Source organism: Uliginosibacterium sp. TH139 (assembly GCF_002855595.1).
GTDB lineage: Bacteria > Pseudomonadota > Gammaproteobacteria > Burkholderiales > Rhodocyclaceae > Uliginosibacterium > Uliginosibacterium aquaticum.
In genome coordinates this window covers 81,024-107,534 of sequence record NZ_PKRR01000010.1, presented here as the reverse complement: position 1 = coordinate 107,534, position 26,511 = coordinate 81,024, and the positions used below count along the sequence as shown (strand labels likewise).

The 26,511-nt window shown below is 60.1% G+C and carries 21 protein-coding genes; 4 read left to right on the top strand and 17 right to left on the bottom strand.

The genetic code is table 11. From position 1 onward, the window contains the following. Nucleotides 1-174 precede the first annotated feature (174 nt). From C0V76_RS18020 to C0V76_RS17940, 17 genes are all read right to left on the bottom strand, one after another. Nucleotides 175-750, bottom strand: a complete 576-nt coding sequence (locus C0V76_RS18020) for a phage baseplate assembly protein V (RefSeq protein ID WP_101944293.1) — start codon at nt 748-750, stop codon at nt 175-177. Between the two features lie 237 nt (nt 751-987). Then, nucleotides 988-1,902 carry an SUMF1/EgtB/PvdO family nonheme iron enzyme gene (locus C0V76_RS18015; RefSeq protein WP_101944292.1) on the bottom strand — a complete coding sequence of 305 codons (915 nt, stop codon included), beginning with the start codon at nt 1,900-1,902 and terminating at the stop codon, nt 988-990. A 2-nt stretch (nt 1,903-1,904) separates the two neighbouring features. Further along, on the bottom strand, nt 1,905-2,816 hold the full coding sequence (locus C0V76_RS18010; protein ID WP_101944291.1) for an SUMF1/EgtB/PvdO family nonheme iron enzyme: 912 nt from the start codon (nt 2,814-2,816) through the stop codon (nt 1,905-1,907). Between the two features lie 2 nt (nt 2,817-2,818). Then, on the bottom strand, nt 2,819-3,718 hold the full coding sequence (locus tag C0V76_RS18005) for an SUMF1/EgtB/PvdO family nonheme iron enzyme (RefSeq protein WP_216821793.1): 900 nt from the start codon (nt 3,716-3,718) through the stop codon (nt 2,819-2,821). 35 nt (nt 3,719-3,753) lie between these two features. Next, nucleotides 3,754-6,738 (bottom strand): hypothetical protein, encoded by a 2,985-nt coding sequence (locus C0V76_RS18000; protein ID WP_101944289.1) that lies wholly within the window; start codon nt 6,736-6,738, stop codon nt 3,754-3,756. A gap of 15 nt (nt 6,739-6,753) precedes the next feature. Further along, entirely contained in the window at nt 6,754-9,750 is a 2,997-nt protein-coding gene (locus C0V76_RS17995; protein ID WP_158239278.1) for a type VI secretion system Vgr family protein, read from the bottom strand. Next, nucleotides 9,747-10,112, bottom strand: a complete 366-nt coding sequence (locus tag C0V76_RS17990) for a T6SS amidase immunity protein Tai4 family protein (RefSeq protein ID WP_101944287.1) — start codon at nt 10,110-10,112, stop codon at nt 9,747-9,749. Before C0V76_RS17990 ends, C0V76_RS17995 begins: the two co-directional genes overlap by 4 nt. Next, nucleotides 10,109-10,564: a type VI secretion system amidase effector protein Tae4 gene (locus C0V76_RS17985; protein WP_216821792.1), complete on the bottom strand. Its 456-nt coding sequence runs from the start codon at nt 10,562-10,564 to the stop codon at nt 10,109-10,111. Before C0V76_RS17985 ends, C0V76_RS17990 begins: the two co-directional genes overlap by 4 nt. 164 nt (nt 10,565-10,728) lie before the next feature. Beyond that, nucleotides 10,729-11,184, bottom strand: coding sequence for a Rap1a/Tai family immunity protein (locus C0V76_RS17980; protein ID WP_101944285.1), 456 nt, complete (start codon nt 11,182-11,184; stop codon nt 10,729-10,731). Next, nucleotides 11,171-13,867 (bottom strand): type VI secretion system ATPase TssH, encoded by a 2,697-nt coding sequence (gene tssH / locus C0V76_RS17975; RefSeq protein ID WP_101944284.1) that lies wholly within the window; start codon nt 13,865-13,867, stop codon nt 11,171-11,173. Before tssH ends, C0V76_RS17980 begins: the two co-directional genes overlap by 14 nt. Before the next feature lie 36 nt (nt 13,868-13,903). Further along, a complete protein-coding gene (gene tssG / locus C0V76_RS17970) occupies nt 13,904-15,004 on the bottom strand; it encodes a type VI secretion system baseplate subunit TssG (RefSeq protein WP_101944283.1) in 1,101 nt (366 codons plus the stop codon). Continuing rightward, nucleotides 14,968-16,809: a type VI secretion system baseplate subunit TssF gene (gene tssF, locus C0V76_RS17965; protein WP_101944282.1), complete on the bottom strand. Its 1,842-nt coding sequence runs from the start codon at nt 16,807-16,809 to the stop codon at nt 14,968-14,970. Before tssF ends, tssG begins: the two co-directional genes overlap by 37 nt. Before the next feature lie 5 nt (nt 16,810-16,814). Further along, nucleotides 16,815-17,306, bottom strand: a complete 492-nt coding sequence (tssE, locus tag C0V76_RS17960; protein WP_101944281.1) for a type VI secretion system baseplate subunit TssE — start codon at nt 17,304-17,306, stop codon at nt 16,815-16,817. A gap of 69 nt (nt 17,307-17,375) precedes the next feature. Continuing rightward, the gene (locus C0V76_RS17955) at nt 17,376-17,879 is read right to left on the bottom strand and encodes a type VI secretion system tube protein Hcp (protein ID WP_101944280.1); all 504 of its coding nucleotides are present in this window, start codon (nt 17,877-17,879) and stop codon (nt 17,376-17,378) included. 27 nt (nt 17,880-17,906) lie between these two features. After that, the gene (gene tssC / locus C0V76_RS17950; protein ID WP_101944279.1) at nt 17,907-19,397 is read right to left on the bottom strand and encodes a type VI secretion system contractile sheath large subunit; all 1,491 of its coding nucleotides are present in this window, start codon (nt 19,395-19,397) and stop codon (nt 17,907-17,909) included. A 4-nt stretch (nt 19,398-19,401) separates the two neighbouring features. Next, nucleotides 19,402-19,908 (bottom strand): type VI secretion system contractile sheath small subunit, encoded by a 507-nt coding sequence (tssB, locus tag C0V76_RS17945; protein ID WP_101944278.1) that lies wholly within the window; start codon nt 19,906-19,908, stop codon nt 19,402-19,404. Between the two features lie 41 nt (nt 19,909-19,949). Continuing rightward, nucleotides 19,950-20,450 carry a tetratricopeptide repeat protein gene (locus tag C0V76_RS17940; RefSeq protein WP_143707467.1) on the bottom strand — a complete coding sequence of 167 codons (501 nt, stop codon included), beginning with the start codon at nt 20,448-20,450 and terminating at the stop codon, nt 19,950-19,952. 434 nt (nt 20,451-20,884) lie between these two features. On the opposite strand from C0V76_RS17940, the gene tssJ reads away from it, so the two are divergent. From tssJ to C0V76_RS17920, 4 genes are read left to right on the top strand one after another with little or no spacing between them, the layout of a single operon-like run. Continuing rightward, nucleotides 20,885-21,496, top strand: coding sequence for a type VI secretion system lipoprotein TssJ (tssJ, locus tag C0V76_RS17935; RefSeq protein WP_101944276.1), 612 nt, complete (start codon nt 20,885-20,887; stop codon nt 21,494-21,496). Between the two features lie 25 nt (nt 21,497-21,521). Next, nucleotides 21,522-22,871 carry a type VI secretion system baseplate subunit TssK gene (gene tssK / locus C0V76_RS17930; protein WP_254048295.1) on the top strand — a complete coding sequence of 450 codons (1,350 nt, stop codon included), beginning with the start codon at nt 21,522-21,524 and terminating at the stop codon, nt 22,869-22,871. Beyond that, entirely contained in the window at nt 22,868-23,638 is a 771-nt protein-coding gene (locus C0V76_RS17925) for a DotU family type IV/VI secretion system protein (protein WP_101944274.1), read from the top strand. The genes tssK and C0V76_RS17925 overlap by 4 nt, the downstream gene beginning before the upstream one ends. Nucleotides 23,639-23,669: 31 nt before the next feature. Further along, a complete protein-coding gene (locus C0V76_RS17920; RefSeq protein WP_101944273.1) occupies nt 23,670-26,510 on the top strand; it encodes a type VI secretion system Vgr family protein in 2,841 nt (946 codons plus the stop codon). Nucleotide 26,511: the final 1 nt, after the last annotated feature.

Below are 26,511 nucleotides of genomic sequence, written 5' to 3'. Positions count from 1 at the left end.
CCCCTTCCCATCCCGAACAGGACCGTGAAACGAAACCGCGCCGATGATAGTGTGGTCCGCCCATGCGAAAGTAGGTCATCGTCAGACTACCCCATACCCAAAACCCCCCTGTCTCTCACGAGGCAGGGGGGTTTTGCTTTTGGGGAAAAAAAAACAATGCCCCCGGCTACCGTTTCACTTTGCTCGATCACTCTGCAGGGCGCTGCCTTCATGGCGAGGGGCTTTAGTAGCATCGGCAGATTGGCTGGCGGACATCGCTTGGGTCTTGAAGCCGGCGAGCACGGCAGGGTGGGCATGGCCCTCACCGCTCGCCTCGGAAGACTGAGGATCTGTGCCGGCAAACCAGGCCGGTGCATTGCCCGTGGCCACCCCCGCGCCGCTGGCCACCTGATTGCCCTGCGCGGAGTTGGCGCCCTGGCCGTTGTAAAGACTGCCGACGACGACCGGGCGATCGATATCTCCCTCGATAAAGGCGACCAGCACCTCCTGGCCGACACGGGGCACGAAAGAAGCGCCCCAGTTGGCACCGGCCCATTGGCTCATCACGCGCACCCAGCTCCAGCTGCCGGCATTGGCCGGTGCGTTGTCCTCACCCGAGGGCGTGGCCAGCCGGCTATGGCTCTGGCCGCCGCGTTGCCAGTGAAACTGCAGCCGGATGCGGCCGTCGCGGTCGGTGTGCACCGGCTGGCCCGCATCGCCCACCACGATCGCGCTCTGCGTGCCCTGCACGCTGGGGCGCGGGCGCAGCAAGCGCCCTTGCTCGGTGCTCAGGGGCGCGCGCCAGGGCAGTGCGGTAGGCAGAAGGGTGAAACTGTTGTGATAGAGCGGCGCCTCAGGCTGTTGAGGAGGCGCGCCGAAGGTGCTCGCGAGCTTCTCGGTGAGACTCGCCCCAAGATTGTTGCGGGCCCGGCGGCATCCGCATCGGGGCGCTCTCGCCTTTGCACACAAATGCTTCAATTCAAGACCTGACCCTGGTCTTGCTCATCTCTATTGAATTTTTTGTGCGGAATTGGCTACGCAGCGCATGGCGTAACCCAGGTACTTGGTTGGCCCCGGTTCGTCTGGCAGCCGCACCATGGTCATGGCGCGCATCTCCATCGCTACCGGCTCCAGATTTTCTTGACCGCGGGTTACTTTCTCCGTGCCCGTTTTGGGCCCCTGGGGGTTGAGGACAGGGGAGTTCGCGTAGTACTTCGCGTCATACCAATCCAGCGTCCAGTCCGCTCCGTTCGAGACCAGATCGTATAAGCCTAACGGGGACGGAGGGAACAACCCAACCTCATATAGTGAGCTTGCGGACCCTTCTTTGTTGTGTTCTTCCAGCCATTCATAGGTTGGCACATTGCGACCCGCTTCGATCTTGCCGTTGTCTGTGGCATACACCACCATTTGGCCCCGGTTGCGGGCGGCATATTCCCACTGCGCCTCAGTGGGCAAGTCCATGAGCGTGCCCACCTGCTTGCCCAGCCATTGGCAATAGTTTCGCGCGGCTTGCCAGTGAGTCCTGGCAGGCGCTGTGCGGCGCTTGTAGTAGATGTCGCGCGGATCTTGCGCAATCTTCTTCTGCCCAGTCGCTTCGGTGTAGACGTCGTAGTCTTCATACGTTGTCTTGTAGGCCGCGATGGAGAAGCTATCAAGGGTTACCTCGTGCAGCGGCATGGTATCCAGCGCGCCGTAGTAGGGCAGTTTTGCAGTGTTGTGCACCATGCCAAAATCGCCCATCTGAAATGTGCCGCCTTCGACAAACACCAAGTTTTTCCTGGTCTTGGTGACCAGCGCTTGCAGGGCGCTGTTTTCGAGGGGCGACGCTTTAGCGTCGGTTGCAGGCGAGGAGCTGGAGGCTTCGCAAGCGGCTAGGCACAGCGCCAAGGCCAAGCAGGAGAAAGTTTGGTTCGCGCGCATTTCTATTGAATTTTTTGCGCGGAATTGGCTACACAGCGCATGGCGTAATCCGCAAATCTCCCCGTCGGATCGATTGGCAATCGAACCATGGTCATAGCGCGCATCTCCATCGCTACCGGCTCCAGATTTTCTTGACCGCGGGTTACTTTCTCCGTGCCCGTTTTGGGCCCCTTGGGGTTGAGGATGGGGGAGTTCGCGTAGTACTTCGCGTCATACCAATCCAGCGTCCAGTCCGCTCCGTTCGAGACCAGATCGTATAAGCCTAACGGGGACGGAGGGAACAACCCAACCTCATATAGTGAGCTTGCGGACCCTTCTTTGTTGTGTTCTTCCAGCCATTCATAGGTTGGCACATTGCGACCCGCTTCGATCTTGCCGTTGTCTGTGGCATACACCACCATTTGGCCCCGGTTGCGGGCGGCATATTCCCACTGCGCCTCAGTGGGCAAGTCCATGAGCGTGCCCACCTGCTTGCCCAGCCATTGGCAATAGTTTCGCGCGGCTTGCCAGTGAGTCCTGGCAGGCGCTGTGCGGCGCTTGTAGTAGATGTCGCGCGGATCTTGCGCAATCTTCTTCTGCCCAGTCGCTTCGGTGTAGACGTCGTAGTCTTCATACGTTGTCTTGTAGGCCGCGATGGAGAATCTATCAAGGGTTACCTCGTGCAGCGGCATGGTATCCAGCGCGCCGTAGTAGGGCAGTTTTGCAGCGTTGTGTACCATGCCGAAGTCGCCCATCTGGAATGTGCCGCCTTCCACAAATACCAGATTCTTTTTGGTCTTTGCGACCAGAGCTTGTAGGGCCGGGCTTTGGGGGCTGGGCGCCGAAGCACTCTTGGCGGGCGCGGGGGTGGATGCTTCGCAAGACGAAAAGAAAATAGCCAAGGCAAACCAAGCGAAAGTCTTGCTTGCGCGCATTTTTATTGGATTTTTTTTGTGGAAGTGGCAACGCAGCGAAGGTGGGTGATACTGACGAACTTTGGCATTAACGGGCTTGAGTGCCGCACCATCGTCATTCCACGCATCTCCACACCGTCGCGGGACATGTTTTCGTGACCTCGCAACACCTTTTCTGCTCCAGACTCTGGCCCCTTGGGGTTGAAAACAGGTGAGTGTGCGTAATAAGTTGCGTCGTACCAATCCAGTGTCCATTCCCTTCCATTCGAAACCAAGTCATATAGACCTAAAGGTGACGGGGGGAATAGGCCGACTTCATATCCCGAATAAATTGACGAATAAACACCTTCAGCTTGATTGTGCTCCTCGAGCCATTCATAAGTTGGCACATTGCGCCCCGCATCTATCTTGCCGTTGTCGGTGGCATAGATCACCATCTGGCCTCGGTTGCGCGCGGCATACTCCCACTGCGCCTCAGTGGGCAAGTCCATGGGCGTGCCCACTTGCTTGCCAAGCCATTGGCAATAGTCACGCGCAGCTTGCCAGTGAGCCCCGGCAGGGGCTGTACGGCGCTTGTATTCGATGTCGCGCGGATCTTGCGCAATTTTCTTCTGCCCAGTCGCTTCAGTGTAGACGTCGTAGTCTTCATACGTTGTCTTATAGGCTGCGATGGAGAAACTATCTAGCGTGACCTTGTGCAGCGGCATGGTATCCAGTGCCCCGTAGTAAGGCAGTTTTTCTGCGTTGTGCACCATGCCAAAATCGCCCATCTGAAATGTGCCGCCTTCTACAAATACCAAGTTTTTTTTGGTCTTGGCGATCAGAGCGTGCAGGGCCGGGTTTTGGGGGGTGGGCGCCGTAGCAATCTTGGTGGGCGGGGTGGTGGATGCTTCGCACGCGGTTAGGCACAGTGCCAAGCTCATGCTTAAGGCGCGGCGAGGGTGTGATCTGAACATCATCAGGTTACCGTGTTGGTGTCTTTAATTTCTGCCAAGGCAAACGACGGACTGGTTTTTTCGCCAGAAATGTTAAAGGCCGGCGTGTCATTCATCGCCACCTTGTAACCTTTAGGGAACTTTCCTTTAAGCCTTGCTTTCATTTCAAAAAATTTAGTGAGGTAAGGGTTATCCATCTCTTTGTTGGCTGCGTTTTTGCCTGCATTGGTGTTGGTAAAGGCTTTCTGCAGATCGTCGCTCAGATTCAGGCCGTTGTTCAGCAAGCGCAGCACGTCGCCTTCGTTGTGGCCTGCATCACCTTTGGCGATCTTGGTGCCTTTGGCCGTCATATGCTGAAACACATTCTCCCATTCTTTGGCGAGCTGTACAGGGGTTAATATCTTCAGAATGGCTTGCTTGCGCCGGTCCAGGAAGTGGATATTGGGCAGGTAGCCCGTCCCCTCCCTTTTTACCGCTGGAGTATCACCAGCATGATCATAGGCCCAGTGGCGAGTCATTTGATAGAGGAGCATGCCACGTGTCTCAGGGGTGGCATTCACCAGCCAGTGCGGATTGCGCATGATGCCATCGAGCATTTTTTTGCGTGCATCGGAGCGGTCAATTGCCTTTAGCATGGCATTAAAGTTTTGATCTATTTCTTCCGCCGACTTGGCCAGGGCTTGCCCCAGGGGAGTTTGCTCGCCAATCAACATCACTAAGACTTGCGACAATGCCTGAAACGCTTCCTTCTCGATAAACACCAGTTGTTTGAAGCCCACGTGCTGCAACTGCATGGCCAGCCATTTCACCATTTCGGCCATCTGGTCTAGGTTTACAGCAAAATCCAGCGCTCCCTTGGCGCCGACACCCCACGTTAGGCCAGCAGCCATCTTGAAACGGAACTTGCCGTGGGCGTAGTACATGTGAAAGTTGGCCTTGGCTCCGGCGCCTGCACTTAGGGCAAAATCAAAGGCCACGTCAGCAAAGCTTATAAAGTCTTTCTTTTCCGGCGGTAGCCACTGCAAGCTGCCTTTCGGGGTGATGCCGACTTCTGCTCCGGCAAACGCGTCCACACTGGCTTTGACACCCGTGCCATCCGGCATTGCGGTGTTTTCGCCATCGGCCTCAAAGGAAGGTAGTTTGATGGGTTTGTTTTTGTCCTTCCAAGCGGTCTTCACCATGCTTGTATAGTTGGGGCCTTTATCACGGGGTTTTCCTTCAAGCGACGGGCCGACGCCTGGTATGAACTTGAGCGTGGCGCTGCCCTCCATTGCCACTTTGGCGCCCGCAAAACCATACAGCGTAAGTTCCAGGTAGACGCGTATCGCGCCCATGTCTTGGCCACCGCATGTCATGAGCCAGCCCGCACGCGAGGGCACGGCATAGTGCATCGCGTAGCTGCCTTCGCACGCGACTACCTTGCCTTGCAGGTTGCCGCTAATGCCCACTGCGCCTTTGCGCCAGTCCATTTGGCTTTGTGCGCCTGCCGCTCCGACCAGCCGCAGCCACTGTGCCGAGTAGTCGGTGTCAAAAGATTCGCTGTACTCAATGCTGTCGGCCAGCTGCCCGCCGAAGCCGGGCAAGTCTAGGGTACCGTAGGCATTTTTATCGAGCCCCTTGGTCTTGAGCTCGCCAAGTATGTTCGACATGGATTTAGTTAGTAAATTGCGGTCTACGGCCCCGGCCCCTAATGGGGTGCGTGGCGGCGGGGCCTTGCCGGGTTTGTCGGCGTAGTAGGCTTCTTTTCTAGCCGCATCAGCAGATTTTTTGGCAGCAGCCTTTTTTGCTTCATCGGTATTTTTTGCTGCTTCCTCTTTGTCTGCTTTGGCTTTGGCAGCGGCATTGTTTTTTTGCAGATTATTTGAAGCGTCAATGGCGGTGTGGCCTTTGCCTTCGTATTGTTTTTTTGTGGTGCCGTCTATGTCTTTGACCGTGAGCTTGATGCTGAATTGTTCACGGTTGAGTCGGTTGTTTTTTAGCTTTAGATAGTGGCCTTCATTGATGTAGCGACGACGAAGCGTCGTTTTGGGCTTGCCGTCGAGCTTTCCGCTGGTGGTGGTTTCGAAGGTGTAGACCTCTCGAATGTCTGTGAGCTTTTTAAAGTTTTTGTTTAACGTTTCTTTTACCTTGTCCTCCGCCAAACCCAAGGCCTTTTCAGCAGCAGCGACCGCATCGGCGTCTCTCGACTCTAGTGCCTTGCCAAGGTCTGCTTGTGCTTGGTGTTTGGTGCGCAGAACAGCGTCAAACTGCCCGCTAAATTTCTCAAAGTCTTCAAAGTCTTTGCGCGGCACGACCAGCAACTCTTGTGTCTGCGGGTTGACTACCACGGGTGCCGAAGTTACGCCTGCCAAAGGCACGGTATGGTTCGCATCCGGCGCAGTGTTCGCCGATATGGTTTTAAACGGTACATTGTGATGGGTTGATGTGCCGCCCTGTACGAAGGGTTCAAGGTATCCAGTTTTAATCAGCGCACGGGTACCTGGGTAGGTGAATTCAAAACTCACGCTATCTGTGCACCAAATACGCTCTGTCAAACCCTTGGCATCGGTTTTGCCTTCAATGAGCTGGCCTGACTTTGCGTCACGTGCGCGAACACGCTTGCCTTTGTCGTCCACCATAAACGCTTTGAACGAGGCCCCGGCAATGGGTTTGTTGGTGGCAGCGTTCACAAACATCGCGCGCTGGAATGACAGTAGGGCCACTTTCCCGGTGATAGCCCCTGCAGCATTGCTGCCCAACACATCAATGTGTAATTGCGAAATGGTTTGATCTTCCACACGAATTACAGGGTCTTCGTAGCGGGCAAGGACTGGGTTCAGAACTTTAATTTTGAATGTCTGATTGGTTGCACTAGTGTTGGGAAACTGCGCAGTTTCTCCATTGGCTCCAGTGACGCCGCGTGTAATTTCCGTGTTTGCATCATTGACGATTTGGTAATGCGTCTGCGCGCTTGCATGCCTGCCGCCGTAGGTATCCAAGTAGTACAAAGAGAATTGTCCGTGTGCCATATCGAAGCTCTTGGGTTAGATTTCTTGAGGCTGCACGTGGTAGCCCTGGTGATCGTCGTCTTGCAGGAAGAGCTGCACACGTTGCGCAAATTCGGTGGTGATTTGTGGTGTGCGGCCTTGAGCGTCAGTGCGGCCTGATGCTAGTACGCTGCCGTCTTGACTGAGCATGACGTAGTTGGCGCCCTTGATTGGCTCGCCTTGCACGGTCAAGGCTTGGTAGCGAAGGTAGTGAGGGCCAGAAGACAAATTGAGACTGGATTGAATAAAACTCACCGGTGATGGCGTCGCACTCTTCGCACTCGTGAAATTCCGCTGACTCCCCAGCAACGAAACCTTTCCGGGCGCGATTAGCGTGATATTCCCGCCCGATATCTGGATCGACGCGCCGCCTGCTGTGAGCGCGAGGTCGTTCTTGCCCTGCAGCAGCACATCCTTGGTGGTGGAGGTGATCGTCACCTTCTTGTCGGCGTTGAAGTCGGCCTTGTCTGATTGCGCCTGCACGCTGAGTTTGCCCTTTGCTGCGTGGACCTTGAGGCCTGTGTCCTGCACGGGGCGGCTGTTGTCGGAGGCTTTGCCGTAGGTGTAGAGCGCGATGCCGTCCTTCACCGCCCAGGCGCTCTTGCCTTGGGCGGCGAGGTGGATGTCTTGTGCGGCGAGTGTGAGGGTGTTGCCGGCGTTGAGGATGGCGTCTTTGGGGGTGAGGGCGCCGATGCCTGCAGGGGTCTCGGCGATGATCATCGGCTCGCTCCAGCCGGCTTCGCCGGAGGACTGAGGGCTGGGTGCTGAGGACTGAGAGTCACCCAGCACGTTCCGGCTGTGGGCGAGTTGTTCAGTTGCGGCGAGCTTGTCGGGCGCGGCTTCGCCTTCGAGGGAGGCCTTCTGCTTTTGCGCCGAATCGGCGAGCGCCTTGACGAGGCCGTGGGCGGCTTCGAGCTGGCTGCTCGCAAGGCGTGCGTCCATCTGCGCGCCCGTGGCATTGGCGCGTGCGTCGGTGCTGAGCAAGAGGCCGCTGCCGGCGCGCAGCGCACCGGACTCGTGGGTGCTGAGCTCCGCGCCCTGGCCTCGGAAAGCTTTGCGCTGATTGTCGAACTGATGGCGCAGCGCGCCCAGATTCAGGCTGCTGGCGAACTGGGTGGTGGCCAGTTGGGTGCGTGGCTCCTTGGGCGTGAGATCAAAGACCAGTTGATTGAATCCACCGTTGCCAGATTGGCTGGCGGACATCGCTTGGGTCTTGAAGCCGGCGAGCACGGCAGGGTGGGCATGGCCTTCACCGCTCGCCTCGGAAGACTGAGGATCTGTGCCGGCAAACCAGGCCGGTGCATTGCCCGTGGCCACCCCCGCGCCGCTGGCCACCTGATTGCCCTGCGCGGAGTTGGCGCCCTGGCCGTTGTAAAGACTGCCGACGACGACCGGGCGATCGATATCACCCTCGATAAAGGCGACCAGCACCTCCTGGCCGACACGGGGCACGAAAGAAGCGCCCCAGTTGGCACCGGCCCATTGGCTCATCACGCGCACCCAGCTCCAGCTGCCGGCATTGGCCGGCGCGTTGTCCTCACCCGAGGGCGTGGCCAGCCGGCTATGGCTCTGGCCGCCGCGTTGCCAGTGAAACTGCAGCCGGATGCGGCCGTCGCGGTCGGTGTGCACCGGCTGGCCCGCATCGCCCACCACGATCGCGCTCTGCGTGCCCTGCACGCTGGGGCGCGGGCGCAGCAAGCGCCCTTGCTCGGTGCTCAGGGGCGCGCGCCAGGGCAGGGCGGTAGGCAGAAGGGTGAAACTGTTGTGATAGAGCGGCGCCTCAGGCTGTTGAGGAGGCGCGCCGAAGGTGCTCGCGAGCTTCTCGGTGAGACTCGCCCCAAGATTGTTGCGGGCCTGGTGGCGGACGCGAATCACCGCGTAACGATTGCGATCCGCCTCGTTCTGCGCCTCGGGCGCATCTGCATCGAAGTGATCGAGCAAAGTGAAACGGCTGCCGGGGGTGAGGCTGCGCACGGCGCCTTCACCGAACAGTGTCTGGCGCTGAGCCTCGATGGACTCCTGCAGGCAGCGGGCGAAGCGCTCGCCCGTTTCGCGATCGGGCCAGGCATAGGCGCCGGGCGTATCAAAGCGGGTCAGCGGCATGCTGGCGACCTGCTCGTCGGGCAGCCCCGGGGCACTGGAGAGACGCGCGTCCAGGCTGCGGTAATCCCAGCTCGCGAGCGACACCGCATGGCTTGCCAGCGCGCGTTGCGACACCAGATGCTGGATCGTATCGGCCGCCTCGGTGGCGTCGGAGCGGTGAAAGCGGATCGAAGCCTGAGCGTTGTCCGCCAAGGCATCCATATGGTCTGCAATCACCAGCCTGTGGCTAGCCTCGGCGGCGCTCGCCCCGCTTGCGTGCTCGAACCAGGCATAGAGCCCCTCTTCGGCCAGCAGGCGCTGCACGAAGGCCAGATCGCTCTCGCGATATTGGGTGCACACCGAGCGCTTGCGATACACCGAGGCATCGGCGAGCGCCCAGCGCCAGGCCGGGTTGAGGCTAGCCTGACCGAGATAGTCGGCAAACACGGATTCGACGATCTCGATGACCGACATGTCATGGAAGACATAGCTATCGCGCCGATGGGCAAGAAAGGCCAGCCAAGGCTCCACCGTGAGGCGGTAATAGCCGAAGGCACCATCGGCAGCGAGGGCTTCGAAGTGGGTGATGTGGCCGGAGAGGGGGCGCAGGGCCGTGCGTGACTGGGCCGTGAGCAGTTCGATCAGGATGGGCTTGCCCAGCCAGTCGACCGCTTGCAGACGGGTGTTGGGGCTCAGGGCGAGCAGCTCGAAGCGGAAGCCTGCGCCATCCTCCCGGGCGGGGATGATTTCTTCGACGCCCTCCAGACGTTCGGCGAGCAGGGAGACAGTCTTGTCTGCCGTATGCAGGCGCAGCAGGCGGGTGCTGTCGGAGTGGCCGGGCGTGAGCGCTTGTTGGATGGCGGTGGCGATCGTGTTCATGTCAGCAGGCAGGGCATTGAGGGGAGGGTTCATTTCCGTTTCGCATACTTTCGGGCGAGTTGATTCAGCTCCCGGCTGTGAAACAGATCCACGCATTTCATGAGGATGAGTTTTTCTGAGCCCTCATGGCTCAGGTAGTCCCGCGTGAGAAACGCTTTGCCCAGGGCTGCCGCGTCGTTGTACGCATCGATATCCAGACTGCCCAGCTCCTTGTAGCCATTGGCCGCAGCAAGGGCATCGCTGACGACCTCCCCGGACTGAAATCCGTTCGCAATACACGCGCTGAGTGCGTAGTTCTTGAGGTATTGCGCGGGGGTGTAATGCTTTCTTTCAGGCGCACTGGCGAAGCACGACAGGCTTGCTGCGGCGCACAGGCATGCGAGGGCAAGTCTCATTTCAGGAGCCATATCGAAGCCTCTGTTGCGATAGGGAAGTGACAGTGATCCGAGCATGTGGCGCCGTTCCAGAGCGTCGCGTGGCCTGTAGCATCGCGCCACGGCACACCAAAGAGAAGAATGCCTCGCAGGCCTTGAAAATCTTTGGGCTGCGGATTCTTTGCAGATAGATCAGCCTTGCCGAAGGCCTGGTGCATGAACTTGATCAGATCTGATACGCGATAGATGTACTGCATCTTGTCGCCGCCGGAGACTGCTTTCCAGATGCCTCGCGTTATGGGCGTGCCGGAGCGGTTCAGGCAGTAGCTCATCCGGATGGCACAGGCATTGGTGAATCCGGCGCTGGGATCCTTGATGCCCAGATCGATGTTTTCCTGAACTTTCCCGCCAATTGTTGCGCCAACGATTTTGAGGCTGCCGTCGCCATGAATGGTGGAGAAGTGTGACCACATGGTTTGAAATGCGGGTCTGGATAGGGGCATCGTGCGCTCCGGGTGATTACGGAAGAAGTCTGGCTTTCAAGCTTGTGAAGCAAGAAGGCTCGTAGTCGAGCTGTAAGACGGGCTGGCATAGTTCGATGAAAAGTGAGCGGCCTTCAGCCTTGAGTAGGCGGGTTTCATTTCTTTTCCTTACAAGGGAGCGCAGCCTGCAGCCCCTCTTCGATCAGGCTTGAGGCACGGCGGCTCAGCTTCGCGGCGGGCTGCTTGCGCAGGTGCTCAAACACGATCTCGCGCAAGGTGACGGACTTGGCGATGCGGTAACTGCACCAACTCCGACCTTCGCTGGCGTCCATCACACCGAGCAGATAAAGCTGGGCGCGTTCGCGGATGGCCGGGTCGCTATGGGTATAAGCCGCGAAAAAGTCCGCGCCGGAGAGATTCACGCTGTCGATGCCAGGATTCGGCGCTGCATCGGGCGCGGCCGATGCTGCAAGACTGGCTGCACAAAGCGCGGCGCACAGGGCCGGTTTCAGCCGGCCACTCCACACGCCTGGCGTGCCCGAAGCGCGGCGCTGGCGTGCGGCTGAAGCCGCACCTACGGGGAGAACGTGGCGAACGTCAGCTGATCGCATACTTGAACTCACCCTTGTCGTTGGAACTGAGTTTGATCTTCTTGATCTCGCGCCCTTCGGCCATGCGCGAGAGCACGCTGCCGGCAATCTCGGGCAGCATCGTGCCGTTCAGGATGTTGTCGACGTTGCGGGCGCCAGAATCAACTTCGGTGCAGCGTGCGAGCACCGCTTCGACGAGATCGTCGGTGTAGCTCATGGCGGCGCTGTGGTTGGCTTCGACTCGGGCGGCGATGCGGTCGAGCTTGAGGCGGATGATCTGCTCGAGCACGTCGTCGGCTATCGGGTAGTAGGGCACGACTTTCAGGCGGCCGAGGAAGGCGGGCTTGAAGGTTTTGTTGAGCTGGCCGCGGATCAGCGCATCCAGTTCTTCCGGCGTCGGGATCTCGTCGGCGCCCTTGTTGAGACAGGCCTGCATCAGGGCGCTGGAGCCGACGTTGCTGGTGAGGATGATGAGGGTGTTGCGGAAGTCGATCTCGCGGCCTTCGGCGTCGTCCATTACGCCTTTGTCGAAGACCTGGAAGAAGAGCTCCAGCACATCCGGGTGAGCCTTCTCGACTTCGTCGAGCAGCACGACGGAATAGGGCTTGCGGCGCACCGCTTCAGTGAGCACGCCGCCCTCGCCATAGCCGACGTAGCCCGGGGGCGAGCCCTTGAGGCCGGAGACGGTATGCGCCTCCTGGTACTCGCTCATGTTGATGGTGATGAGGTTGCGCTCGCCGCCGTAGAGTGATTCGGCGAGCGCCAGGGCGGTCTCGGTCTTGCCGACGCCAGAGGGGCCGACGAAGAGGAACACGCCCTTGGGCTTGTTGGGGTCTTCGAGGTTGGCACGTGCAGTGCGTACGCGCTGGCAAATGGATTCAAGCGCAAAAGGCTGGCCGATCACCCGGGCTTCGAGCGATTCCTTGAGCTTGAGCACGGCCTGGATTTCGTCCTTGACCATCTTGCCGAGCGGAATGCCCGTCCAGCCCGAGATGATCTCGGCCACCACGTTGCCATCGACCTGCAGCGGCACCAGCGGGCTCTCGCCCTGCAGGCTGCGCAGCTCGGCGGCGAGTGCATCCAGTGCGAGCTGGGCGTCACTGCGTACGCTCTTGCCTTTGGCCTTGCCCTTTGGTGCTTCATCCGCCTCGGGCTGAGCCGCTTTCTGTTCGAGTGCCAGACGTTCGCCGGCGATTTTTTCGACGAGCTGCTTTTCCAGTTCCCAGCGAGCCTTGTCTGCGGTCAGCACTTCGCTGAGGCTGACATGCTCGGCATTCAGTGTCTTGATGCGTTCGGCATGATCCTGGCCGATGGCGCGCTCACGCGAGAGGGTGGCGAGTTCGGTATCGATGCGCGCGAGGCGCTTGCTGGTGTCTTCGATGCGGGCCGGCGTGGCGCTCTGGCCGAGGGCAACGCGGGCGCACGCGGTGTCAAGCACGCTGATGGCTTTGTCTGGCAGCTGGCGGCCGGTGATGTAACGGGCCGAGAGGCGCACGGCTTCGGTAATGGCTTCGTCGAGGATGCGCACGTTGAAGTGGCGTTCCATGAGCGCGGCCATGGCACGCAGCATGGCGCTGGCGATGTCCTCAGAGGGCTCTTCGACCTTGACGACCTGGAAGCGGCGGGCCAGGGCGGCATCCTTCTCGAAGTATTTCTTGTACTCGCTCCAGGTGGTGGCCGCGATGGTGCGCAGCTCGCCGCGCGCCAGCGCCGGCTTGAGCAGATTGGCGGCATCGTTCTGGCCGGCCTGGCCACCTGCACCGATCATGGTGTGGGCTTCATCGATGAAGAGGATGATCGGTGTAGAGCTTTTCTTCACCTCATCGATCACATTCTTGAGGCGGTTTTCGAACTCGCCCTTCACGCTGGCGCCAGCCTGCAGCAGACCCATGTCCAGCGTGTGCAGCGCCACGCCTTGAAGCGGGGGCGGTACGTCACCTGCCGCGATGCGCAGCGCGAGGCCTTCGACCACGGCGGTTTTGCCGACGCCGGCTTCACCGGTGAGGATGGGGTTGTTCTGGCGGCGGCGCATGAGGATGTCGATCACCTGACGGATCTCGGTGTCGCGGCCGATTACCGGATCGATCTTGCCTTCTGCCGCGCGGGCAGTGAGGTTGGTGGTGAACTGGTCCAGTGCCGGGCTGCGGGCATGCCCCTGGCTGGCGGCTGCCATGTCTTCGGCATCCACTTCACTGGCGTCAGTATCATCGGCGCTTACGTTCTGCACGGCTTCATCGGAGCCGACAGTGAGTTCGACGAGCTTGTGCTTGATCTCGTCGAGCGGGAATTTCACGAACAGCTTGGAGCCACGATAGGCGAGCTGGGAGAGATCCGGTGCGGTAAGTAGCGCTAGCAGCAGATGCCCGGAGCGGATCTGATGATTGCCCGCTTCGAGCGAGGCGATCAGCCAGGCGTGCTCGAAGAGCGCCGGCAGGTGCTGGGAGAACACCGGGGTGCGGGTGTTGCCGTTTTTGAAGCGCTGGATCTCATTGGCCAGATCACGTTCGAGCGCGGTGATGCTGACGTCGAACTTGCGGGCAAGGCGCGAGAAATCGGAGTTGTCGGTTTCGCACAAGGCCAGGAACAGGTGCTCCAGATCGACCTCGAAATGCCCGGAGGACATGCACAGCGCAGCTGCACGCTCGGCGGCCTTGCGGCAGGTGGGGTTGAGTTTGCTGATGAGAACCTTGAGATTGTTCGACATGATGTTTGGGTGCGCGGAATGAGTTGAAAAGAGGGGTCAGGCTGCGGCGTCGTGGCGGACTTCCCAGGCGAGGTCACTACGGTCTTCCTGGGTCATGCGGGTCAGCATCCAGGTGTTGTGGCCAAGGCGGGCCGGGATGCTGCCGCCGAGCTGAGTGGGGCGCACATCCTGGCGCCGCAGGATGGGGCGCACCGTGCAATCCAGTGTGATGCCGGTGAGCATGGCGAGCAGGCTGGTGATGGCGCGGGCGGCTTCACCGCCGGGCAGGAAACGGTCGAAATCTGCCCGCGCCAGCGGGCCGATCTCCAGTGCGATACCGGTTTGGCATTGCCACATGCGGGTGCCGCAGACGGTATCCACGCCCAGGCTCATGTTGGCAGCGCCGAGCATGCTTTGCTGGGCTGCCGGCAGATCGTGCCAGCGGCCGACGAACTGGCGCAGGCGCACCGGCACGCGGAAATAGTCCGCTACGATGCGTTCGATCAGATGGGCCGGGCGCGCACTTTGGCGGAGCGCTCCGGCGTAATAGGCCAGTGTTTCTGCCATCAGCTGGCGTGATGGATCGCAGACCTTTTCCTGGGTGCCAGCATTGCCGACGCCGATCAGCGAGAGCAGCATCGGCAGGAAGCGCTCACGCCGGTTGCGCTCGTACTGAAAGTGCAGACGGTGCTTCTCCCAGGCGCGGTAGAAGAGGGCGACGGCTCGGTTCGAGAAGATGTCGAGGAAAGCGCGTGCGCCCTTGTCGCGCTTGCGGAGCTCGCGCTCTATCAGATCTTCGGTATAGCCGCGCGGCAGCGTGCCGTTGTTGCCGGTGAGGCCAATGAAACTGGGGGTGAGGCGAGCCGCGATGATGCCTTCGCTGGCTGGGAGCGTGGCCTCGGCTGGCCAGGCCGGCGCTTCCGGTTGGGCTTCCTGGTAATCGAAATCCAGAGCCTCGATTTCGCTGGGGGCGAAACCGATATTCAGCGAATTGCCGAAACGGATGCGCTCGCCAATGATGCGCGAGGGTGCCTCATTGTGTTCCTGGCGGAAATGGGTGGCCAGCAGGCGCACGGCCTGAAAGAACTCAAATTTGTACGGCGCCTCACGCAGGCGCTCGATTACACCAGCGTTTGGTCGCCGTTGCGGGGTAGGCATCGGGTGATCTCCTCGCCATTTTCGTGATTGCACACGACGAGCTGGGTGAAGCTGTTGGTGTGGACATAAAGTCCGAAGAAGTGGTCTAGCAGGCGCGCGAACTGCTCCACGCTGGTGCCGACGAAGTGCTGGGTATTCACGCCGAGGCGGATCTCCACGCCCTTCACGAAGCTTGGGAAGGGATTGCCGGCGATGCGCGCGGTGACGACTTGATGCGAGATGCTCTGCAGCCCGTCGATGAGCTTGCGGGTGACTGGGGAGCGGGTAAGGTCGTAGAGCGCGAGGGTTTCCTTGAGGGTTTCAAGGCCTGCTTCGGTAAGCGAGAGCTGGCCCAGAGAGAGATGGGAGATCAGGCGCCAGTGAGACTTGCTGCGATCGATGCGCACCGTCTGGCTGGGTTTTCTCAGCAGGCTGATGCTGCGGGCGACTGAGCCGCCTTCCATGAACAAGTCTCCACCCGCCATGCCGAAAGGCAGTTGCGCGGGCAGGTCACGGTTGGTGCAGGTGAGCTCGATGGAGAGGGTTTCAGTTTTCTCGGCGCGGGTATCGAAATCGATATCGACCACCGAGATTTCATACTCGAAACCGGGGCTTAGTTCTGCAACCTGCTCGTCGCGGCGAAGATGCCAGAAGCGTCCGCTGTTCTCGAGATTTTCGCCGTGGCGCAGGGCGTAATAAGGGCGGTAGTCCAGCACCGCTTCGCCGCGCGAAGTCTTCTCGACCTTGCAGACTGACTTGACGGCGTAGAGCTCGAAAGCATGGGCGCGCCGAGCGTCCGGCACCACGGGATAGCTGGATTTGGTATGGGTGACGCGGATCGGATCTGCATTCTGGTCGAACAAATTCACTACGGGTGTGCAGTGGGTGAGGATATTCGAGGTGCTGACGCGCTCGAGCAGGCGGGCATCGCGGCTGTCGTCGTGTTGCGAACCGAGGATGAAATGCAGGCTGCAACGGCGGATGCCCGCAGGCAGCAGGGCACGCAGGGCCGCGTAGTCGAAATCTACGAAGTTGAACTTCTCCGGGAAGGCAAAGAACTCGGAGAGCAGGCGGTAGGCCAGATGAGAGCGGGCGTCGTAGTCGAAGAGTTCCTCACTGAGGCCGAAACCGACTGCCTGGGTGAAGCCGGCTCCCAGCCGATGCCAGCGGTATTCGCCCGGGATTTCGAGCACGATGGCCAGTGAGCGCGATAGCAGGGCTTCGCGGATCTGCTCGACCTGCGAGCTCTCACCATCAATGAAGCAGCGCAGCTTCTGCAACTCGATGCTGCCCAGTGGCAACTGCTCGGAGGCAGAGCTTAGTCCGATGCTCAGCAGGGCCGCACTGCCCGTGGGCAGGGTAAAGCCGCGTGGCGGCGTGAAGCTCTCGGAATAGCCGACGGATTCGATACGTAGTGGGGACAGCGCCACATCAAACGCGGTGCGGAACTTGCAGCTGATGCCCTTCACCGGGCGGGTGGTGAGCTGGCTGCCACGCTCGATCCGGCTGATGCCGGAGAGCTGGGCATCGGCGCCGCCCAGGTCGAAGCGTGCGATCGAACAGGCGGGAAGGGGGCGCAGGTAGTGGGGGTAGAGCACATCGATGAACGAGGAGGTGAACTCCGGGAAGTCGTCATCGAGTTTCTTTTGCACGCGGGCCGAGAGCAGCGCGAAGGATTCGATCATGCGCTCGACGTGCGGGTCTTCGCAGGAGTCGCCGGATATCAGCAGGCGCGAAGCGACCTTCGGATAACGCTGGGCAAACTCGCGGGCGTGGCGGCGCAGGAAGGTCAGTTCCTGCTCGTAGTAGGGCAGCAGATCGCGCATGAGCTTCAGCGGACTCCGGACAGACCGCGGCTCTTGGCCACGGAGTACTGCAGGGTGTTCGGTTGTAGCAGCGCATCGAAGGTCACCGGCTCGCTGGCCGGATTGACGTAGAGCACGGCATTGATGCCGAACTGCAGGCAGCCGATGGAGCTTCGATCCGCTTCCAGGCGTACATCCACCTGGCGCAGACGCGGCTCGTGGTGTGCGATGGTGCGCTCCAGGGTGCGACAGATCAGGTCACGATCAGCGGGATTGGCAAGGCTCAGACCCACGAAATCACCCATGCCGTAACTGGCAACTGAGCGGTGGCTTTCGGGGAAGCGCTCGAAGCTGTCGGAAAACAAGGCGGCACGGCTGTTGAGCAGGGATTCCAGATCGCGGGCGACGGACTCCTTCAGCTCATCCACGGACCAGCGGCGCATCGGATCTGTTTCGGCACTGCGGTGAGGCGCGTCATCACGCAGACGCTCGAAGAGGGTTGGCAGAAATCCAGCCATGAACTGCTTTCAAACTAGAACTCGGAGGGGCAACAACCGGCGCGGGAGCGCCGGTTGCTGGAGGCTGCCTTACACGTCGTAAGTCGGCGTGTTCTTGGCCAGGCTCCACTTGGCAATCTTGTTGCCCTTGGTGCCGCCCTTGATGTCTTGCGCGGTGTAGGTCCACTGCACAGCGGCGTACTTCAGCGAGAAATTCTCGGTGGGGATGCCTTCACCACCCACGGCCGGAGTCACTGCGGCAATCAGCACGTTCTTGAGCTTGATCTCGAGGTACTTCACGCGCTTGTCGCCGTCGGCACGCATGAAATCAACGGTCACTTCGTCAAAGGTGTGGCCAGCCGAGCAGCCTTCCCACAGGCGGGGCGAGGTCAGATCGATATCCTTCACGAAAATCATCTCGCCGTGCTCGCAACGCTCGGCGGTGTGACCGCCCGCGGTGGAGGCGGTGGCCGACTTCGGTTGCAGGATCTGGTGCTGCCAGGAACCGACTTCAATCCATTCCTTATGATCGTTGTCGCGGGACTCGCCCTTGACGTCGAACTTGCCTTTGAACTGAACGTAAATATCCTTCACTTGCTGCTCCTTCTAGGGGGTTAGTGATCAAGCGCCTTTTGCGGACTGCGGCAATTCGGCCACCAGGCGCAGCGAGACCGAAAGTTCATCGAGCTGGAAGTGCGGGCGCAGGAAAGACACCGCGCGGTACACGCCAGGGCGGCCCGGCACTTCGGAAACCTGAATCGAGGCTTCGCGCAGCGGGAACTGGGCCTTGGCTTCCTGCGATGCGCCGTCATCGAGCAGCACATACTGGGCAATCCAGTTGTTCAGATAGGTTTCGACGTTGCCGGCCGAAGCAAAGCTGCCGATCTTGTCGCGCATCATGGCTTTGAGATAGTGCGCGATTCGCGAGACGGCAAAGATGTACTGCAACTGCGATGACAGCACCGAATTGGCATTGGCCGAGTCGGTGTTGTACTTCTTCGCTTTCTGGGCCGACTGGGCGCCGAAGAAAGCGGCGTAGTCAGTGCCCTTGCAATGCACCAGCGGAATGAAGCCCAGATCAGAGAGCTCCTTCTCGCGGCGATCGGTGATGGCGATCTCGGTCGGGCATTTCAGCGCGACTTCGCCGTCGTCGGTCTTGAAGGTGTGGGTTGGCAGATCCTCGACCAGGCCACCACCTTCCACGCCGCGAATGGCTGCGCACCAGCCGAACATGTCAAAAGCATCTGTCAGGCGGGCAGCGAAAGCATAGGCGGCATTTACCCACAGGTACTTGCTGTGATCGGTGCCGTCTACATCTTCCACGTAGTTGAAGCCTTCTACCGGGGTGCCGTCTTTGGGGTGATAGGGCAGGCGTCCCAGGAAGTGCGGCAGGGTGAGGCCCACATAGCGGGAGTCATCGCTCTCGCGGAAGGATTTCCACTTGGCGTATTCGACGGTATCGAAAACCTTGCCCAGATCACGTGGTTTGCCCAGGTCGGTGAAGGTCTCCAGTCCGAAGAGCTCAGCTGAGGCGCTGGAAATGAAGGGGGCGTGAGCTGCAGCGGCGACATGCGACATCTGGTCGATGAAGTACATGTCTTCCGGCTGGCGGCCGATCTCGTAGTCGCCGATCAGGGCGCCGAAGGGGGCGCCACCGAAGGTGCCGAACTCTTCCTCGTACACTTTCTTGAAGAGCACGCTCTGATCGAAGTCGATGGCCGACTTGAAGTCCTTCACCAGATCCTTCTTATTGGTATTGAAGACCTTGATCTTCAGGGTGGTGCTGGTGGAAGACTGCTTGCACAGGTACTCAAGGCCACGCCAGGATGATTCCAGCTTCTGGAATTCTGGTGCGTGCATGATGGCTGAGAGCTGGCCGGAGATCAGTTCATCCAGCTCGGCAATGCGGGCATCCAGCGTTGCGGAGAGATTGTCCGAAACCACCACGGCACCCTCCATGACCTGGGAAACCAGCTCACTGATCAGGTCGCGTGCGCGCGAGTGTTCGGCCTGTGACTTGGCCACCTTGCTGTCGGCCACGATGCGGTCGAGCAGGGAGGCTGACTCAGCCGCCGGAGCGGCAGCCTGGAGAGCGGAAAGATTGGCGTTCATGGGCTTACTCCTTGACACCGGTTTCCTGACTGATGACAGCCAGTTGCTCGGTGCTGGTCAGTACCTGTTGCAGGATGTCGTCGAGCTTTTCGTTACCGGCCAGCTTGCCGCGCAGGTCGGCTAGCTTGTTCCTGGCTTCGAGCAGCTTCTGCAGGGGTGCGACCTGTTGCACCACGGATTCCGGGCGGAAGTCTTCCATCGACTCGAACTTGAGTTCGATGCCGAGCTCGCCGCCGGCCTCTGAAAGGGTGTTCTTGGCGCGGAATACGGTGCGCGGTGCCATGCCCTTCATTACGTCGTCGAAATTGTCCCCATCGATGCTGACGAACTTGCGATCCCGCAGGCGGGGCAAAGGGGCTTCCGGATTGCCGGAAAAGTCGCCGAGCACGCCGACGACAAAGGGCAGTTCTTTTTGCTCGACGGCGTCGCCGATTTCCACGTCATATGAGAGCTGAACGCGGGGCGGGCGTACGCGCTGAAGTTTCTTCTGGATGCTTTCTGATTTGGCCACGATGGTCTCCGGATCAGTGTTTGGGGCAGCGCGGCTGCGCCTTACTTGAGGGTGCTGAAGGGGCTGCCGCCCGCAGCAGGGGCTGCGGCAGGCTTGGGCTGAGAGGCCGGGGTGCCGGCGCTGGCGGGCTGGGCAGCGGGCGCCGACTCCGTCTTGCCCGTGGAGCGGGGCTTGGCCTTGGTTTTGGACTTCGCTTGGAGGTCTTCGAGCGGCACCAGCTGATCCTGAGCCAGGGTTTCGCGCAAGGCGCGAGCCAGACGCTCAGCCTCCGAGCGGTTGGAGCCGCGCAGCATGCTGTCCTGGCTCATGTCGCTGATCGCGCGGATGGCAACACGCAGGCTGGCCACGACAGCGATGGCCTTGGCCTGTTTGTTGGCCGGCTCACGTTTCATGGCTTCATCCGCTGCCTGGATGGCGGCAGGGTAGTTGTCCGCGTCGAAATGCAACTGGGCTTGCTTGAGCCACGGAGTTGCATCAGCAGGGTTGTTCTTCGATGCGCTCTCGAGCAGGGCGACAGCTGTTTCGCGGTTGCCTGAGTTCAACGCGGTCTGCGACTCTTCGATCAACTGAGCGGTTGTTTTCGGGGCAGGCGTTTGCGGTGACAGGGCACATCCGGCAACCAGCAGGACGAGAGAAAGTGAAATAACGGGCAAAACGATAGATTTCATTGTAATTAACCTTCTTGAGTCGCGAATTCATCAAATCCGGCCGAAAATTTTAAATAAATTCTTGTCTTTATTTTCTGCTGGCGGCGCATCCTAGCACCCAAAATTTTGATTACAAAATGTTCGAATGGGCAGGTTTTAAAAATTTCGTGTCGTTGTATATTCGCCCCTCTGTTTTTTGTTTAAGATTGTGGCGCGACTTAAAAAATCCATAAAAAACAATAGCTTGGTTGTTTGTTTGATGGATTTGAGATATTTTTTATTTTTTTGTTTGCGGTGTTGTATTTGGTGATTTTTGAAAGAAGCATGTAATGAGTGATGATTTTAAGAAATTAAGAATTTGCGCGCTTCTTTTGGTGTTTTTGTTGTTTCAGGGGTGCGCCAGCTCGAGTGCGACAAAAATAAAAGATGGTGCGCTGGCATTGGTTGGGCTTGTGCCGGCGGAGAGCCTTTCCAAAGCGGCTGCAGCGCCTGCCAAGCCCACCCGTGTAGAGGTGTTTGCCGGCCGCAACCTGAATGCCGATGAGCGTCAGCGACCGATGGCGGTGGTGATCAAGTTCTATCGTCTGCGTGATCCAGCGGCCTTCATGCAGGCGCCCTATGAGCTGTTGGCTGATGGTCAGGCGGAAAAAGGGGCACTGGCCAGTGATGTGATCGAGGTGAAGGAGTTGGTGGTCACGCCTGGTCAAGAGGTCGTGCGTCAGGAAATGCTGGCAGGGGATGCCACCTATCTCGGCGTGGTGGCGCTGTTTCGCAAGCCGCATCCGGACAGGTGGCGACTGGTGTTTTCGGGAGCGGAGCCAGCCAATGCCAATGGCGTGGTTATGGGGGCGCATGCCTGTGCGATGACGGTGTCGCGCGGCGTGCCTTTCAATGCACAGCTGGTTAATGCCGGCTCGTTGGGTGGCGTGTCGTGCAAGTGAGCGTAGCGGGTGAGGTAGCGAAGACGTGAAGAAAGTTCAGAAGTTGATGTGGGGCGAGGGCTTGTTTCTGAAGCCCCAGCATTTTCAGCGCCAGGATCTGTATCACGAGCAACGTTTGGCGACTGGTTTGCACGCGGTGCACCCCTGTTTGTGGGGAGTGGGCTCCTTGAGTGTGGACCGCGATGCGCTGGATAGTGGCTCCTTGCGGCTTGTGGAAATCAAGGCGCTGGCTCAGGACGGGGAGCAGATCGATGCGCCCTATGTAGACCCATTGCCGGATCCGCGCTCCCTGGCGGACTTCGACCTGCCAGCGGAAGGCCTGGTCTTTTATCTGGCACTGCCCTTACTGCGTCCGGAGGGAGGGAACTACGCTCAGGTGGGGGTACGGGCGGCGCAGGCGGCTCGTTATCTGCTGGCGAATGAAGAGGCCGGTGACCTGTATACGAATGCGGTGAGCGGAGATCTGACGGTGCTGCGCAAGCAAGTGCGTCTGCTGGCCGATACGGAGCCGCGTGATCAGTGCGTGTCGTTTCCGTTGCTGAAAGTGCGCCGTACAGCCACAGGGGGTTTCGAGCTGGATCCTGGCTTCGTGCCACCTTCACTCAGCGTACTCGCCTCACCGTTCCTGAATGGCATGTTGCGCCGTCTGCTGGATATGTTGCAGGCCAAGTGTGAGGCGCTTTATGGCCATCATCGTGAGCCGTCCAAGCATGTGATCGAGTTTCGCTCGGGCGACGTGGCGTCTTTCTGGCTGCTGCATACCGCAAGCTCCGGTTTTGCGGAGCTTTCGCATTATCTGCATCTTCCTCAATTGCATCCGGAGCGGTTGTTCCAGAGCATGCTGCGTCTGGCGGGACAGTTGCTGACCTTTTCGAAGGCCTATTCGCTGGCTGATCTGCCTGCCTACAAGCACCAGGATCCTGCGCCGGGCTTTCAATTGCTCGATCGCATTATTCGCGATCTGATTGATACGGTGATCTCGGCACGCTATGTGACCATCACCATCACCGAGAGCAAGCCTGGTCAGTACTCTGGTCGTCTGGAGTCCGACAAGCTGGGGGCGAACGCTTCGCTGTATCTGGCGGTTGGGGCTGACATGCCGCCGGCAGAGTTGGTCGAAGCCGTGCCGCTGCGGGTCAAAGTGGGAGCCCCGGACGATGTGGACAAGCTGGTCCTCTCGGCCATGCCCGGTATCAAACTGATGGCTGCGCCACAGGTGCCTGCGGCCATTCCGGTACGCCCCGGCAGTTACTACTTTTCTATCGAGCCACATGGCGCCATTTACGAACGCATGCTGCAGGCACAGAGCATCGCGATTTATGTGCCCTCAGGCTTCAAGGATCTCAAACTCGAACTCATGGCGGTGATTGAATGAGCCTCTCTGCTCCGACCCTCTTCGGCAACACGCCGGCCCAGCCCAAAGTTGAAGCGCCGCGTATTGCGCGCAGCCTCGCAGACCTCATGCACGACGGCTTCTATCTTCTTTTCATGTTGCGAAACCGCGCAGCCCCGGCGGATGCCAACGTGTTTCGCGAGCGCATCCGGCGTTTCCTTGACGAGTTCGAGCGCAATGCCAAGCGCCAGAATGCTTCGGCGGATGACATCTATGACGTGAAGTACGCCTTCTGCGCCGCAGTGGATGAGGCCATTCTCGGCTCACGCTTTTCGGTGCGTGACGAGTGGGAGCGCCAGCCTCTGCAGCTTGCGCTCTTCGGTGAGCAACTGGCCGGTGAGGGCTTCTTTGAGAAGCTGGAGCAACTGCGCGCCCAAGGGGCTCGCCGTGTGCAGGCGTTGGAGGTGTTTCACCACTGTCTGCTGCATGGCTTTCGCGGCAAGTACCTGCTTGAGGGGCCGGAGAAGATCAATTACCTGATCGCCCGGGTGGGAGATGAAGTGGTGCACCACAAGGGCAAGCGGGCGGCTTTTGCGCCGCATTGGGCGATCCCGGATCGCATCCGGCATGCTCTGCGCAGCGAAGTGCCGGTGTGGGTGATTGCCAGCGTCATGGGTCTGATGGGAGTGCTGGGCTTCATTGGCCTGCGTGCCTATCTGGATCATCAGACCGGCAAGACGCTCGCTTCCTATCAGGAGCTGTTCAAGCTCGCGCCGCGTCAGGCGCGGATCACGATCACCCTGCCTTGATTCGGCTTCGTCGTATTTTCCCGAGCTTCTGATGGACATCTCTTCTGCCAGTACGAGTCTCTTTGCCGGTCTGGGCAGCATGCTGCCCAGCCGCGAGGATTTTCTCAAATCCCTCTCCCAGCACGCACGTCTGCTGACGCTGGTTTGCCCGCTGCCGGAGGCCGCCCTGCTGGTTGAACAGATGCGTGGGCGCGAGGCGGTGTCGGAGGATTTTCAGTTCGAGATCCAGTGCCTGGCGAGCTCGGCGCATCTGGAGCTTAAAGCCCTGATCGGCGAAGAGCTCACCTTGCGTGTCCTGCTGGCCGACGGGCGCAGCAGCCGAAGCTGGCATGGTCTCGTGACGGCCGCTACCCAACTGGGGAGCGATGGTGCACTGGCGCGCTATGCCCTGAAGCTGCAGCCGTGGACGGCCTGCATGGCTCTGCGCCGTAACAGCCGGATCTTCCAGGATAAAAGTGTTGAAGACATTGCGCGCGAAGTGTTCGCTGACTACCCGGCCGGCGCCTTCGAATTCCGTCTCAGCGAAACCTTGCCGCTGCGCAGCCTGTGCGCCCAATACCGCGAAACGGATCAGGCCTTCCTGGCGCGCCTGTTTGCCAGTGAAGGTTTGTCCTTCTACTTCGAGCATCAGCAGGATGAAGCCGCCTCGGGCGAGCTGGCGCATACCCGCCACAAACTCATCATCGTCGATGGCAGCAGCGAGGCTCCCGAGAGTCGTCAGCCGCTTGTGCGCTTTCATCGCAACAACGCGACCGAAGCCAGCGACAGCATTCAGACCTGGCAGAGCGCGCGCAGCCTCGGCAGCAATGCCGCGACACTGGCCAGCTGGGATTACCGGCAATTGCTTGCTCCCGCAGCGAGCAGCGACGCTGACTTTTCTGCACAGGGCGGGGCAGGGGATTTGCCTCGTCTGGAAGACTATGACGCCTCGGGCGCCTATCGATTCAGCGATCAGGCGGCGGCCGAGCGCAGCGTGCGTCTGCATACGGCATTCATGGCACTCAGTGGCGGCTCGAATCGCAGCACCGGCAGCGTTCGCCAACTGGAGGCAGGCAGCAGCTTCACGCTCACGCAGAATCCATCCATCCAGGGCGAGGCAGCGCGGCAGCGCGTGCTGATCGTCGAGCACGAGGCCAGCAACAACCTTGACAGCGAAGCCCATGCTGCGGGCGCGCAAGCGCGAATCGAACGCGGCATTTATCGCAACCGGGCAGTCAGCGTTCCTCTCTCGCTTCCCCTTGTGCCGCGCGCCCTTCCCAAGCCTGCCGTGCCGGGCCTGCAGACCGCACTCGTTGTCGGCACCCAGAACGCGCACGCCTTCGGGACCTGTAGCGAGCGGGATGGGCGGGTTCGCATCCAGTTTCACTGGCAGCGTGGTCAGCAGCCCAACCCGGGGGGCCTCGCGCACGACACCGAGCGCGCTACGGGGGAGCTGGGTAATGGCACCTGGGTACGCGTGGCCGAAGCGCTTGCCGGCGCCAACTGGGGCAGCCACTTCACGCCGCGAATCGGCAGTGAAGTGCTGGTGGATTTCCATGAGGGCGATATTGATCGTCCGGTCATCGTTGCTGCCTTGCATAACGGGCAGGACGAAGTGCCCTGGCCTGCCGGTGAGGCGGCTAACCACTCTGGCGTGGTGGCGGGCATTCACGCTCCGACGCTGGATGGCAATGGCTGGAGCCAGTGGCAGATTGATGACGCCACCGGGCAACTACGCACCCGTCTTGCCAGCAGCGCCTTTGCCAGCCAGCTCAATCTGGGGCACCTGATCCATCACAGCCCGAGCGGCAGTCAGCGTGGTGCCGGGCGCGGGCAAGGCTTCGAGCTGCGCACCGATGGCTGGCAGATCCAGCGTGCCGCCAAAGGCATGCTGATCTCCGCTACGGCGCGTCAGAACGCAGGATCAATCCAGCTGGACACCACAGAAGCCGCCGGCCAGCTCAAGGCCGCGAATGACACCGCCCAGCGTCTCTCGGATGCCGCGACCCAATCCGAGGCCGATGCGCTGGCCCAGGTCCAGAAAATCGAAGCCTTCCGCCAGAGCATTCATCCAGAGGCCCCGCCGCCTGACGGCAACGCACTCCCGGATCGCGAGCTCAAGTCCTTTGAGGGGCCGGCCTTGCTGATGGAAGCGCCGGCCAGCATCGCCTTCACCACGCCGCAGAGCAGCACGCTGTTTGCAGGAGAGCATCTCTCGGCAACGGTACAGGGTGATACCCAGCTAACGGCGCAACATACCGCCAGTTTCGTTTCGGGCGACGCCACCAGCCTCTACACCTACGCTGGCGGCATCAAGGCGATCGCCGCCAACGGCCCGCTCAGCCTCCAGTCCCACAACGGCCCGCTCGAAGTGCTGGCTGATCAGAACGTTACCGTCACTAGCAGCAACGACGAGATTCACGTGCTGGCCAACAGCAAGATCGTGCTGCAGGCGGGGCAGAGCTCGATCACGCTTGAGGGCGCAAACATTACCTTTGCGTGTCCGGGGAGTTTTACGGTGAAGGGGGCGCAGCATGTGATGGCGGGTGGGGGGAGCTCTGGCGCGAATCTTGATGATTTACCGCAGGGCACGATGCACGCAGTCGCCTTAGAAAAGCTCCCAATCGGCCCGCTTGTGGAAGAAGCAAACTGGCTTGATCTTGATTTACGCGGCTGGGAAGCCCAACCGCTTGGGAACGTACGCTACACAGTCACCTTTGCGGACGGATCGAAACGCAAGGGCACGTTGGACGACAAGGGCTACGCCCACATAGAGAACGTCCCTAAGAAAGGCGAGCACAGCGTCGAGTACGAGAATCCGCCCCCAACGGAAGATCCGCCTGCGTACACCCTGGCAGACCTCTCGAAATCCATCAAAGCCTATCTTGGCTGAC